14 protein-coding genes, 1 pseudogene and 1 riboswitch are annotated in these 13699 nt (G+C 42.8%); of the genes and pseudogenes, 9 read left to right on the forward strand and 6 right to left on the reverse strand.

Annotated features, from left to right (window positions below; all coding sequences use genetic code 11):
• The first annotated feature begins 32 nt into the window (after nt 1-32).
• A riboswitch (cyclic di-AMP (ydaO/yuaA leader) is annotated at nt 33-179 on the forward strand.
• A 156-nt stretch (nt 180-335) separates the two neighbouring features.
• The 9 genes and pseudogenes from NYE62_RS02305 (at nt 336) to NYE62_RS02345 (ending at nt 9162) form a co-directional block, all read left to right on the forward strand.
• Entirely contained in the window at nt 336-2156 is a 1821-nt protein-coding gene (locus tag NYE62_RS02305) for an APC family permease (RefSeq protein WP_342497204.1), read from the forward strand.
• Nucleotides 2157-2209: 53 nt separating this feature from the next.
• Complete coding sequence (locus NYE62_RS02310; RefSeq protein ID WP_342497205.1) at nt 2210-2656, forward strand: NUDIX hydrolase; 447 nt, start codon at nt 2210-2212, stop codon at nt 2654-2656.
• Between the two features lie 57 nt (nt 2657-2713).
• Nucleotides 2714-4435, forward strand: a complete 1722-nt coding sequence (locus NYE62_RS02315) for a pyruvate oxidase (RefSeq protein WP_014304370.1) — start codon at nt 2714-2716, stop codon at nt 4433-4435.
• A gap of 209 nt (nt 4436-4644) precedes the next feature.
• A pseudogene (locus NYE62_RS02320) lies at nt 4645-5097 on the forward strand (peptidoglycan-binding protein); the annotation flags it as partial.
• 421 nt (nt 5098-5518) lie between these two features.
• Nucleotides 5519-6286 carry a YiiX/YebB-like N1pC/P60 family cysteine hydrolase gene (locus NYE62_RS02325; protein ID WP_080760371.1) on the forward strand — a complete coding sequence of 256 codons (768 nt, stop codon included), beginning with the start codon at nt 5519-5521 and terminating at the stop codon, nt 6284-6286.
• 62 nt (nt 6287-6348) lie between these two features.
• Complete coding sequence (locus tag NYE62_RS02330; RefSeq protein WP_341475271.1) at nt 6349-7482, forward strand: hypothetical protein; 1134 nt, start codon at nt 6349-6351, stop codon at nt 7480-7482.
• Between the two features lie 75 nt (nt 7483-7557).
• The gene (locus NYE62_RS02335) at nt 7558-7761 is read left to right on the forward strand and encodes a DUF2651 family protein (protein ID WP_228767510.1); all 204 of its coding nucleotides are present in this window, start codon (nt 7558-7560) and stop codon (nt 7759-7761) included.
• A 136-nt stretch (nt 7762-7897) separates the two neighbouring features.
• Nucleotides 7898-9028 carry a Rap family tetratricopeptide repeat protein gene (locus tag NYE62_RS02340; protein WP_039062639.1) on the forward strand — a complete coding sequence of 377 codons (1131 nt, stop codon included), beginning with the start codon at nt 7898-7900 and terminating at the stop codon, nt 9026-9028.
• On the forward strand, nt 9028-9162 hold the full coding sequence (locus NYE62_RS02345; RefSeq protein ID WP_254922222.1) for a hypothetical protein: 135 nt from the start codon (nt 9028-9030) through the stop codon (nt 9160-9162). The genes NYE62_RS02340 and NYE62_RS02345 overlap by 1 nt, the downstream gene beginning before the upstream one ends.
• Before the next feature lie 359 nt (nt 9163-9521).
• On the opposite strand, the gene NYE62_RS02350 is transcribed toward NYE62_RS02345, so the two are convergent.
• The 6 genes from NYE62_RS02350 to NYE62_RS02375 form a co-directional block, all read right to left on the reverse strand.
• Nucleotides 9522-9752, reverse strand: coding sequence for a hypothetical protein (locus NYE62_RS02350; protein ID WP_094032125.1), 231 nt, complete (start codon nt 9750-9752; stop codon nt 9522-9524).
• Nucleotides 9753-9939: 187 nt separating this feature from the next.
• The gene (locus tag NYE62_RS02355; protein WP_020955348.1) at nt 9940-10119 is read right to left on the reverse strand and encodes a hypothetical protein; all 180 of its coding nucleotides are present in this window, start codon (nt 10117-10119) and stop codon (nt 9940-9942) included.
• 13 nt (nt 10120-10132) lie between these two features.
• Complete coding sequence (locus NYE62_RS02360) at nt 10133-10690, reverse strand: hypothetical protein (protein ID WP_342497206.1); 558 nt, start codon at nt 10688-10690, stop codon at nt 10133-10135.
• Between the two features lie 96 nt (nt 10691-10786).
• Nucleotides 10787-11365, reverse strand: coding sequence for a hypothetical protein (locus NYE62_RS02365; RefSeq protein WP_169510081.1), 579 nt, complete (start codon nt 11363-11365; stop codon nt 10787-10789).
• A 225-nt stretch (nt 11366-11590) separates the two neighbouring features.
• Entirely contained in the window at nt 11591-11857 is a 267-nt protein-coding gene (locus NYE62_RS02370; protein ID WP_007609521.1) for a hypothetical protein, read from the reverse strand.
• Between the two features lie 104 nt (nt 11858-11961).
• Nucleotides 11962-13239, reverse strand: a complete 1278-nt coding sequence (locus NYE62_RS02375) for an Nramp family divalent metal transporter (protein WP_088005335.1) — start codon at nt 13237-13239, stop codon at nt 11962-11964.
• Nucleotides 13240-13699 lie beyond the last annotated feature (460 nt).

Raw genomic sequence — 13699 nt, forward strand, 5'->3', positions numbered from 1 at the left:
AACTGAACGGGACGGGAGTATGATCTCTTTTATAATCTATATCGCTTAATCTGTAATCAGAGCGGGGGAACCAATTTGCGGCGCGTAATGCCGCTTGGGGTGAATCCTTTTTCAGGTAGGGCCAACTCTCATCAGCCCGAATCCGACAGCTAACCTCGTAAGCGTTCATGAGAGGAGATGAATGAAACCTGTGCACGATTATGGCGCAGGGGCATCCGTTTGCCTCTGTGTCTTTTTGCTGTGCTGAAATATGGCATGCAATCAGCATTCGGAGACATCATAGCAGTAAGGGTTTGTAAATCAAACGGAAAATGAAAAAAAGGGGAAGACAACAAATGTACCATTCAATCAAAAGATTTTTGATTGGGAAACCGCTGAAATCACAGGCGGCCGGAGAGCAAAAACTCACGAAACTCAAGGCGCTCGCCATGCTTTCTTCAGACGCGCTGTCATCAGTTGCTTACGGAACGGAACAGATTCTGATCATTTTGGCTGCGGTAAGCGCGGCCGCGTTTTGGTATTCCATTCCGATCGCAGCCGGTGTTCTCATTTTGCTGCTTGCTTTGATTCTGTCCTATAGACAGATTATTTACGCTTATCCGCAAGGCGGAGGCGCTTATATGGTTTCTAAAGAGAATCTTGGTGAGAAGCCCGGCCTGATTGCGGGCGGCTCATTGCTTGTTGATTATATTCTGACGGTGGCGGTAAGCATTTCTGCCGGAACTGACGCGATTACATCGGCATTTCCGGCCCTGCACCCGTATCATTTGCTCATTGCTGTTTGGCTTGTGATTCTGATTATGATTTTAAATTTGAGAGGACTGTCAGAGTCGGCGTCCATTTTGGCGTATCCCGTCTATCTGTTTGTGGCGGCGCTTGTCCTTTTGATCGTCGTCGGGCTGTTTAAACTCATGACGGGTCAGGTTCATCCGGCCGAACACACGCCGATCGGCACACCTGTGGCGGGCATCACGCTGTTTTTATTGCTGAAGGCCTTTTCTTCGGGCTGTTCGGCACTGACCGGTGTTGAAGCCATTTCAAACGCGATCCCGGCCTTTAAAAATCCTCCGGCAAAAAACGCGGCCCGCACTTTGGCCATGATGGGGATTCTGCTGGCGATCTTATTTACGGGGATTACGGTGCTGGCGTACGGCTACGGCACGGGTCCGAAGCCTGACGAGACCGTTATTTCACAAATCGCCGCGGAAACCTTCGGCCGCCATACGGTGTATTATTTCATTCAAGGCGTTACATCATTGATTCTCGTGCTTGCGGCGAATACGGGCTTTTCCGCATTTCCGCAGCTGGCGTTTAATTTAGCGCGCGATCAGTATATGCCGAGAATGTTTACGGTACGAGGCGACCGGTTAGGCTTTTCAAACGGCATCATCTTCCTCGGTATCGCGTCCATCCTGCTCATTCTTTTATTCGGCGGCCGCACGGAACATTTAATTCCGCTTTATGCCGTCGGCGTGTTCATTCCGTTTACGCTGTCGCAGACGGGAATGTGCATCAAGTGGATCAGGCAGAAGCCGAAGGGCTGGGCGGTAAAAATGCTGATTAACTCATGCGGCGCCGCCATTTCATTTATGGTGCTGTGTATTTTATTCGCAACGAAGTTCAATCTTGTCTGGCCGGTGCTGTTATTCATGCCTGCTGTCGTGATGCTGTTTTTCGTCATTAAAAATCACTACACCGCGGTCAGTGAACAGCTGCGGGTCGTTGATCAGCAGCCTGAGGAAATCAGGGGAACCGTCGTCATCGTGCCTGTCGCCGGTGTCACCACCGTCGTCCAAAAATCGATTCAGTATGCGAAATCATTATCGGATCAGGTCATTGCGGTTCATGTTTCCTTTGACAGAGAAAACGAAAAAAAGGTGGAAAAACGCTGGGAAGAACTTCATAACGGCGTCCGCCTCGTCACCCTGCATTCCTCATACCGCAGTCTGGTTCATCCGTTTGATAAGTTTTTAGAAACGGTCGAACAGAAAGCGAAAAAAGAACAGTTCTCCGTGATGGTGCTGTTTCCGCAATTTATTACGAAAAAACGCTGGCAGACCATCCTTCACAACCAATCAGCCTTCTTGCTCCGCGTCCGGCTGTTTTGGAAGAAGGACATCATCGTCGCCACCCTGCCGTATCATTTTAAAAAGTAACGGCAAAGACCGCAGGCTAAAATGCCGCGGTCTTTTTTGTAAAGGAGGACGACATGGCACAAGGCGCTTTTGTCATCATACAAAATGACGGGCGGGACATATTGCTCGTAAAACGAAAAGACGTTCCACTATGGGATTTGCCCGGGGGCAGGATTGAAGATGGTGAAACACCTGAAGCCGCAGCCATCAGAGAGGCCTTCGAAGAAACCGGGTATAACGTGACCATCCTGCAAAAATCCGGTGAGTATGAAAGGCCGGCATTTGAAGATACACAGCACGTTTTCATCGGAGCCATTACCGGAGGAACACCGCTGATGAACGGATCGGAAACCGCCGATTTACGCTGGTTTTCCCCAAACCGGCTGCCGCTGTTCATGGTGCCGAACAGAAAACGGCAAATAAAAGACGGACTCAATGGGGCGGCAAATCGTAAGGCAGTCCTTAAAGACCGAAATCTGTTATCCATCCTTGATCTGCTAAGAAAAAAGCTGAGAGCATAGCCCGTGTTTCAACCCGTATGAAAAAGGGGATGAATACAGGTAAAAGGAGGATGCAGTATGCCAAGTAAAACAGCAGGACACGTAATGACGGAGCTGCTTGAACAATGGGGAGTCGGTCATATATACGGCATTCCCGGAGACAGCATTAATGAATTTATCGAAGAACTGAGACATGAACGAAATAACCTGACATTCATCCAAACCCGGCACGAAGAAGTCGCAGCTCTGGCAGCCGCGGCTGAGGCAAAACTGACCGGGCAGATCGGTGTCTGCCTTTCAATCGCAGGACCGGGGGCCGTTCATCTGCTGAACGGTTTATACGACGCCAAAGCGGACGGCGTTCCGGTGCTGGCGATTGCGGGACAGGTGGCTTCCGATGAAATCGGCCGTGACAGCTTTCAGGAAATCAAGTTAGAGCAAATGTTTGAGGACGTGGCGGTATTCAACCAGCAAGTACATACGGCAGAAGCGCTGCCCGATCTTCTGAATCAGGCGATCCGCACGGCTTACAGCAAAAAAGGCGTTGCCGTTTTGACCGTTTCTGATGATTTATTCGCGCAAAAAATCAAACGGGAGCCGGTTTACACATCGCCGATTTACCTCAAAGCCGATATAGAGCCGAAAAAAGAACATCTCGTGACATGCGCGCAATATATTAACAACGCAAAAAAACCGGTCATTCTCGCCGGCCAAGGGTTAAAATCAGCAAAAGAGGAGCTGCTCGCATTCGCCGATAAAGCGGCCGCTCCGATTGTCATTACCCTTCCGGCAAAAGGCGTCGTGCCTGACAGCCATCCCCACTTTCTCGGGAATCTCGGGCAAATCGGCACAAAGCCCGCCTACGAAGCAATGGAGGAATGCGATCTGCTGATCATGCTCGGCACATCGTTCCCATACAGGGATTATCTCCCGGATGATACGCCCGCCATTCAGCTTGATTCGGATCCGGCGAAAATCGGGAAGCGCTATCCCGTCAATGCGGGAATTGTCAGTGATGCGGCTCTGGGGCTGAAAGAGCTGACGGAATACATTGAATATAAAGAAGACAGAAGATTTTTGGACGCCTGCACCGAGCACATGAAGCATTGGTGGAAGGAAATCGAAAAGGATGAAACCGAAGCGACTCATCCGCTCAAGCCGCAGCAGGTCATTGCCCGGCTTCAGGATGCGGCCGCAGAGGACGCCGTCCTGTCGGTGGATGTCGGAACGGTTACGGTGTGGATGGCCCGCCATTTTAAAATGAAGAAGCAGGACTTTATCGTCTCAAGCTGGCTCGCCACGATGGGATGCGGGCTTCCGGGAGCGATTGCCGCAAGCCTTGCCGAACCTGAGCGGCAGTCCATCGCCATTTGCGGAGACGGCGGATTTTCAATGGTGATGCAGGATCTGCCGACGGCTGTTAAATACAAACTGCCGATTACGGTTGTCGTTTTAAACAACGAAAATTTAGGCATGATTGAATATGAACAGCGGGTCAAAGGCAACATTGACTACGTCACCCAGCTGCAAAATATGGATTACGCCGCTTTTGCAGAAAGCTGCGGGGCAAAAGGCATCAAAGTGACGAAACACGAGGAATTGGCTCCCGCTTTTCATGAAGCGCTCAACTCAAATGAGCCGGTCGTCATCGACGCCGTCATCGGCGACGAGCCGCCGCTTCCGGGAAAAATCACTTACGGCCAAGCGAAGGGCTTCAGCAAATACATGCTGAAAAACTTCTTTGAAAACCAAAAAATCGAAATGCCGTCACTCAAGAAAAGCTTAAAACGGCTGTTTTAAGAAGGCGGCGCTTTTAAAAAATAAACAGGCAGCATGCCTGTTTATTTTTTTGTTGGGCGGCTTGCTTGCATATAGCCGTCCTAAACGAAAACGGAGATTGTGAAAAGCCACAGCTGGCGAGCGATGGCTGATCAAAAAACTTATGAAGGACCAGGACAGTTCATAACAAACGTGGTTCGCACATCAGCATCGCCCAGCCCTTATCAGCAAAAACAGAAACCAAGACAGGCGGGGCGACGTACACCGTCAAGAAAGGCGATGCTCTTTCTGTCATTGCACAGGAAACTGGCGTGAGCATGGCGACCCTGCAAAGGTTGAACAGTATCAAGGACCCGAATTTTATCAAAGTCGGCCAAGTATTAAAGCAGACGGACTCGGCCAGCTCTCCAACAAAAGGCAAAAAATCATCTTACACGCTGCCATCAGGCGTTTTTAAAGTGACAAGCCCCTTAACTAAGGGAACGGCCGTGAAACAGATCCAGACAGCTTTGGCGGCTCTTTATTACTATCCGGACAAAGGAGCAAAGAACAACGGAATAGATGGCTATTACGGTCCGAAAACAGCAAACGCAGTCAAACGATTCCAATCTATGTACGGGTTAACTGCTGATGGAATTTACGGACCGAAAACGAAAGCAAAAATGTTGTCTCTTCTGAAATAAATGAAACAGCCCTTTAATAGGGCTGTACCACAAATCTATATATTTCATAAAAATAAAGAAGTATATAGAATTGTGGTTCGCATCAATGGTAGAATGTGTTTGTTGGAAAAAAAAGTATTTCAAATACTTGTAAATTTGTATAAAATTTGAAGGATAACCTTACGAAGAAATAGTGAAACAACACATTGCCTGATAAACATTGTGCAAAACCCAAATCCTATAGTTCAGTTGGCACTGCATATCCCGATTTTGTGTCATTATGCACTAGATAGAAATGATTAAAATATCCTAAATAATTCAAAAAAGGTGTTTACAACCTTATTTGTATCCTATATCTTAGGAAAGAAGGAAAAATATTCAATAAGGGGATACTGACGTGAAAAAGAGTAAATTTTTACTTACCACCATGTTCTCTACAACTATGTTGATTTCCGGTTTAGGATTGGGATTTGGGAAAAGTGCACATGCTGAAGGGTTTCCGCAACTTACTAATGAAAAAGTCCAAACGGAAATACAGGAAATGAAAGATGCCGGCATGACAAGTGAGGAAGTACAGAAATTCTATGAAATGAGTAAAGAAGAGTATGCATATGTACAAGAACATGCAGAAGACTTGTATAAGGATTCCCAAAAAGAAATCAAAGAATTGAAAGCCTCTGGTCAAATTGATGAAGTTCTTCCTAAATACAAGGAGCCTGAATATCAGCCCAAGAACCAAATTGCAGCAAAAGCGTTAGGTACAAAAGGTGATGTTCTTACAAGCTATGAAATTAATTCTGGAAGTTGGTCTATTGGTGTAGGACATGCTGCGATTGTTTCAACTAACAAATCAAAAACAGTTGAAGCATGGGCGAAAAGCTGGAGCCCTATAAACCAAGATGGAGTTCGCAGATATAATAATAACTGGGGAAGTAAAAAGAAAGTTTATGGTCTATGGGTTAAAGGATCAAATAACAATAAGTATATAAACGCTGCAAAATATGCGGAAAAGCAAGCAGATAATAAAAAGAAATATAATTTCAACTTTTTAAATAAAAAGACAACTGCTAAATTTTATTGTTCTCAATTAGCTTGGCGTTCTTGGAAAAACCAAGGTATTGATATTGACAATGTCAAATGGGACACCGTTGTAACACCAATGGAGCTTGTAAAATCCAATAACACAACAATCTTTTATCACAAGGGTTAAACAAATTGACAAAAACAATCGGTGCTGCACCGGTTGTTTTGTCATTTCAAAGGGAGGAAAATATGAATAGACTTAAGCCCCTGTTAATTTTCATTTGCATACTGATAGTCACAACCTCTTGCGGTCTCATCCCAACTGGGAATGAAAAAGAGGAAAGAAGCAGCAATCAAAAGACTGTATTAAAGGATATTGACAATGCAAAATTTATTGTTGGTTTTTCTAACACTTTAGATAGGGGAAGTGAGATTGGGGTTTACGGTGAAGATGGTATTAAAATGGATAGCTTGGAATTGAAAGATGGTATAAATTTCACGATGTCTTCACATAACAAAAATAATACGTTCTTCTCATCAAATAGAAGCAATAATCACTTGATGATAGACAATAAAACCGGAAAAATAAACAAAATAAATGAAAAGAGTTTGTCAAAAACAACTGAGGATGAAGGTGCTTTCTTTATAAATAGTTCTGACGGTTATATCATCCATGACATTAACGTTGGATATACAGACAAAGGGCTGGAAAGTGAACTGGTATATTGGAAGGGAAACAGCCGAAAAAACAAGAAACAAATAAAGCTTGACGGAGAACTTGGATCAGCAATCGTCGCTAAAAATAAAATTTATGTCATTTCAAGTGATGAAGAAAGTATGTCCATCCTTTCAATTAACCCAGAGACAAATAAGCAAGAGAACAAGGCATCCATACCGAATAAAGGGATATACTTCATGGATGAAAAGGATGCATTCCAAGCTCTAGATGAAAATACATTTGTACTGGCAGTTAATGATAACGTGAATGAGAAAGAGAATTCTAAGCTCATATTAATAGACAGAGAGACTCTTAAGGTAAAAAAAGAAGTCGAGATGGAGAAAGGGTTTCATCCTGCAAAATTGAAAATATTAAAAGATAGCATCTTAGCTGTTTCTTTTGAGGGGAAGCTGCAGGTGTTTGATAAAAAAATGGTTAAGAAAAAATCTTTTGATTTTTATGCTGGGGATGATAACAAATTAATGAATGATGTTCAATTCAATGACAGAGAGATGTATGTTTTACTCAAAAACTTTGATATCCAGCGTGATAACAAGCTTGGAGATATCACGTCTTATGATTTGAAATCAGGCAAAAAGGTAAAAACAATCCCGCTAAAAGCAAAAAAAGAGTGGGAAATTGCCCGGTTCGAAATTTTAAAATAAGTAGGAGGTGTTTATATTAGCCCGTTTTTGAGCCCTGCATATATCATACTCATTATTCTTCCGGCAGCTTCTTTTATGCTGGGGATAATAGGGTATTTCATCTTTAAAAAAGTATGGACTATGGTTGTCGTCGTATTGATCCTGTCATTGATATTTATGTTTGTTGTGATAGGGGCAGAGCCAACATTTTTAATTTGGGTGTTTATCATGACGGGAGCCTGCCTTATCTCCGGTTCAATCACTAAGACTATAATGAATTTTACAAAGCGAAAATATTAAATGGAATAATCAAGAGTGTACATCAAAACCATAATCCCAAAAATCCCGCGACGAAAATTGCGGGATTTTTTCGTTTGTGTTTATTGTAGGAAAAGTTATAATATTACAAAAATAGTGATTAGAGGGAGGGATAAGTGTGGACCAAGTTTTACCGTCGTCCCAAGTTGGTGTCAAGATCAATGAATGGTACAAAATGATTCGCCAGTTCAGTGTGCCTGATGCTGAGATTTTAAAGGCTGAAGTAGAACAGGAAATAGAGGAGATGGAAGAGGATCAGGATTTGCTTGTCTTTTATTCATTGATGTGCTTTCGTCACCAATTGATGTTAGATTCCTTGGAGCCGGAAGACAGATATAGAGATCGCCCTACAGTCGACGAACTGCTTGAAAAAATAGAAAAACCACAAAAAAGACTTACAGGCCTCTTGAAATATTACTCATTGTTTTTTCGTGGAATGTATGAATTTGATCATAAAGAGTATGTTGAAGCGATAAGCTATTATCGCAAAGCAGAGAGAGAGTTGAATGCTGTATCAGATGAAATGGAGCAAGCTGAATTTCATTACAAAATAGCTGATGCCTATTATCAAATTGATCAGCATTTTGTTTCCCTCAATCATTTAAAAAAAGCCAAGCAATTGTTTGAAAAAAGTCAACTATACAAAGTGAAAGTGATTGGCTGTAATATGATGGTCGGTGCTAACATGTACGATATGTACAGGCTGACGGAGGCAGAATCATATTATCGGGAAGCATTAAGTATCGCCCGTGGCTTGGATGAGGAAAAAGTGAAAAGAATTATCGGAGTGATCTTTCATAACTTAGGCTTAGTTTATTTAAGAGGGAAAAATTTGATTGCTGCTGAAGAGAATTTCAAAAAGGCAATAGACGTGAAAGAACATATTGATACAGTGTATGGAGTGAGATCATTATATATGATGGCGAATGTCCTGTACCAATGTGATAAAGCCAAGGAAGCACGTTTCTTTTATGAAACGGCTCTAAATCGTGCTCGGACTTCTAATGAAGAAGAATATTTGGCTAAATTAAAAATCATTAATTCATTATACGAAGAATATAATGAAACAGAAGTGAAACAAAGCTTAGGTTACTTGGAAAAGAAACGCCTTTGGTCTGATTTCGCAGAGCTAACCGAAAAATTAGGTGACTTTCATTTTGAGAAGAGAAACTATGTAGAGGGAAGAAACTTTTTAAAGAAAACCATACATGCCCAAACACAAATACTTAAGGTTACGGAGGCTATATAATGAAGAAACTTATAATCAGCTCCGCTTTAATCGGTATTCTTTTTACTGGATTATTAAGTGTGACAAATGTTTATACTGCTGAAATGAGTGACTCTGGAACTTTTTATATCGCTGAAAAAGCTATAAATATTTAAGTGTTCTCCAATTTTTGACCTCCACCTTTTAAGACTGGGGGATTTCTTTTTCTTATCCAGTAATCAACATACGCTGCCTCATAAGGTTCTTAACCGTTACTTATATTGCGTTCACCTTTCCGTTTTGCTGTGAAGTGTTTTCTTGAACGATGCATGCATGAGAAAGACGCCGTCCATTTTTAAGCCTATCTTCAATCATTCAAGGACAAACAAAAGAGCTATCGAGAAGATCTCGACAGCTCCTTTGTTTGTTGAGCGGCTTGCTTGCATATAGCCGTCCTAAACGAAAACGATGATTGTGAAAATCGGCAGCTGGCGAGCGATGGCTGATCAAAAAACTTATGAAGGACCAGTGCAATTCATCTCAAGAACAGCCAGAGAGCGGTCACAACAGCGATCATAAAGTAATCTCCCTCATTCAGTGTAGTTCCATTTTTGACAAACACAAGTGCCGTCCGGTTTGTCTTTGTCCCTTTCGGGGTTTTAAGCGCAATGTTCTTCCCTATATTGTAATAAACAATTTTAAACAAATGATACGCCAGCGAACAGAGTAAAAAGAGCAACATGAACTTGCCAATAAACAATATCATGTTTCATTACTCCCTATTGCAGTTTTTTCGTATGAATATATGACGGAAAAGTCAGGATGTTATATAAAAGAAGAAGTATTTTAAAGAGGCTGGTGTTATTCATTAATGAATGGCTCACCGTAACATCTCTAGATCCGGAATCATTTCAAAACGAAAGAGAAGCCCGAGGATTATTAAAAAACAGTCCCTAATTTGTCCGCTTATTTTTGAACATTTGATCCAAGATGAACATAAAGAGGGTGAATAAGAAGGACACCGTAATCATATCTATCAGAAATATATTAGAGGTTCTTTTTATTAATAGCAGCCATACCACCTGCAAAACTAAAGAAATAGAAAAATAGGATATATATGTCATGATTCTCATATTTGTTACCCCCTTAGCCTAATTTCTCTTTTGTGATCTTATCCAAATTAGTGAAAAGGATATCCAATCCCGAAAATAAGAAAGTAATGAACAATGAAAGAAGAATTTCTCCACCTTGAAATATAGATATGTTCTCAATGATATGATTGGAAACGTATTGGATTGAGAAGTAAACAGCAGCCCATGCAAAAATGAATTCAAGGATATAGGCTGACCAAGCAGGCAATGTCAAAACATGAGTCATTCCTTTTACAATTGCTGTAAGGATAAGCATATAAACTAAAGCTAAAATACTGACGACGACAGAAAATATGTATAAGTCTGAAAGTGAACCATAGATGATATATTCTCCGAAAAAATGATTTACAGTTACAGCTGCAAAATAAATAAACAGGCTAGGTACAGTTATAGCGAAGAACAGGGAGAATCCAATAAGCCCTATGAATGCTGCATGAGCTAAGCGGTTTGGCGGTGTATCCACGATCTCTTTTTTTAATAGAATCATAAAAATAAGAGATGAAATCACAAGGCAGCATAAGAAAGTGAGCAAAACAGTAAAAAAGACAGTCATTTTGACATCTCCAATGAAAAAGTGCTATTAGAGTGAATCTAACAGCACTTTGCATTACTTTATACGTATTTTCCTGACGATCATTTATGAATGATTTTAAAATGCTTTCATTGCTAAAGTTGTCAAATGAGCGAGGTTTTTAGCCTGGCTGTCAGAAAGTCCGGACTTTTTAAGTGAAAGATAAAGATTCTTTTCCACGTCAGTCCAGCTTAAGGCGACATACTCGTTCAGCATTTTCTTTAAAACCGGTTCTATGTGTTCATTGAAAACGGATTCGAGTTCATTTCTTATTTTCTTTCCTGCTAATTTTTCAACAAGATTGAATAATTTTGTTTTATTTTTCAGCACTTCTCTGATTACATCTTTGACTGGTTTTGACACAGACGCATCGCTTTGTGCTTTAAGTCCGTAGGAAAATTGCGTATCAGTCTGATAAAAAAATGATTTGGTCGTTCCAGTGGCATTGGCAGTATTATTATGATTTTCTTTAGCTAAGGATGCGGGGACAAAAGCAGTAGTTACAAGGGCTAAAGATGCGGCAAACAGAATGCCTTTAGCTGCGTGTCTAATGGGAAATCCTCCTTTAGAAATGTAGTGTAGAGAGAAATGAAAGACTATGTATTTAGGCGGGACCGATATGATCCGCTTTGAACATTTTCCCCTCTCAGATACCATTCTATCAATAGGTATTTTTGGGGTAAATAGGATTTTAATACAGTATTTTTCTTATAATTCAAAATCTTCTTTAGCAGGATTCATTTTGGCTGCAGTTTCGACGAGATGGGACATGGGCTGGAGCCTATATAACACATGTACAGGCTGATTGAGGCGGAATCACATTATCGGAGCGGTTTTATAATTTAGGGTTAATGAATAAAAATAAACAGGCGGCATGCCTGTTTATTTTCGTTTGCGTGAAAGAGCGAAGAAAAACGGGAAGGCGGAGCCGGCCAATAACGTACCGAATAAAAACATGCCCCCGATGAACACATGATAGTTCACCCCGCCGATCCAAAGCCCCGTGATTAAGGAAACGATGCTTAATGCGATCATGAAAAAGCCGGGAATCAGACGTTTCTTACCCGTTGTCCGATAAGCGATAAGAGAACAGAAGATGCCGATGACAATCGGCACAATCCACAGATAAAAAAGGATAAATACTGACATAAGCAAAACTCCGATTTTTCTTCTATCATACCAAAAACGCCCGGAAAAAGATACGAACGGCACCCGGCGTCAAAAGAAAAACCGGCCGCAATGGCCGGTTTTTTCTAACGGAATGAATCGTAGATCACAAACAGATTAAGCGCGATCACCAAAACCGCAATCAGCCAGGCGAGAGCCGTCACCCATTTTCGGTTCGTCAGGGCGCCCATCAGGCGTTTGTTGCTTGTAAACATAATCAGCGGCACGAGCGCAAAGGAGATGCCGAATGAAAGAACGACTTGGCTCCATACGAGCGCTTCTGTGGCGTTGACCCCCGAGATAATGATGATCATCGGCGGAATGATGGTAATGAAACGCCGCAAATAAAGCGGGATACGGTAACGGATGAAGCCCTGCATGATAATATCGCCTGACAATGTGCCGACAGAAGAGCTTGAAAGCCCTGCGGCCAGCAGCCCGATCCCGAAGAGAATGGCTGAAGCCGGTCCGATATAGTGGCCGAATTGCTGATAAGCCACGTCTAAATCTTCTACATACAGCCCGTTCTTGAAGAAAAGCGCGGCAGCGACGATGAGCATGCTTGCGTTAATCGCCCCGGCGATCACCATCGCGATGAGAATATCAATCGTCTCGAATCTAAAAATCTTTTTCCGCTCACTATCCGTTTTTCCGACGACACGGCGCTGTGTCAGTGCGGAATGTAAGTAAATGGCATGCGGCATCACGGTTGCGCCGAGTATCCCGGTTGCCAGAAGCACACTGTCCATTCCGTCAATTTTCGGGATAAACAGCCCTTCGAGAACGGAAGCGGCGTCAGGTTTGGCAAAGAAGGTTTGCAGAGCGAAGGCGATCACCACGACAAACAGAAGTCCGGCAATGCCCGCTTCCAGCGCCCGGTAACCCCGGCGCTGCAGCTCTAAAATCGCGAATGATCCGATCGCAGCGATAATGGCCGCTTCAACCATCGGTATGCCGAACAGCAGGTTGAGCCCGAGCGCCGCCCCGATAAATTCTGCCAGATCAGTTGCCATAATCACCAGTTCACCCTGTATCCACAGCCCGGCTGATACCCATTTCGGATACCGGTCTCTGGCGATTTCCGGAAGGTTTTTACCCGTGGCAATGCCGAGCTTCGCGGAAAGAACTTGGATTAAAAAAGCCATCAAGTTTGAAAAGAGGATGACCCACAGCAGCATATACCCAAATTTCGAACCAGCTGAGATATTCGTAGCGAAGTTTCCCGGATCAATGTAGGCAATCGCCGCGATAAAGGCTGGGCCTAAGAAAGGCAGAAGCCGCTTGAATCCCTTGCTTTTGCCGTCAAGTGCATCCTGCACGGCTTTTGCTTGCAGTGATTGTGCTGAGATGTCTTTGCTCATTATGTCTCACCTAAATTCCGATAGATTTTTAGCTATATAACAAAAAGTTTCCTAGATGCAAATTATTTTATCTACATCATAAATCCGCTATTATAAGATGTCAAGTTCTTTATGTTCAATAAACCGGCACATTGATGCCCTGTTTTATCTATGATATGTATCCCGCCGAAGAAAGGTCCGAAAATGAAAACGGCATCGTTCCGGGAAAGAAGCGATGCCGTTCGCAAAGCGTGTTTCCGCGTCCGATCATGCGCGGATGCGTGGAGCGTTCTTTTAAAAAGGTGAAAAGAGGACACTTGCCCATATCACTTCACAACTTTCTGTCCGCCCAACCGATTTGAGAAAAAGACGCTGTATTTCCTCCGTTTTCCCGGGTAAATAGAATAATAATGTTTCTTTCCATTGGAAGATAAAACCTTTCTGTACCATTCAAATGACCTCCGGAAAAACTCCGGCCGCTCTG

This window comes from Bacillus sp. FSL K6-2861 (genome assembly GCF_038630725.1).
Classification (GTDB): domain Bacteria; phylum Bacillota; class Bacilli; order Bacillales; family Bacillaceae; genus Bacillus; species Bacillus velezensis.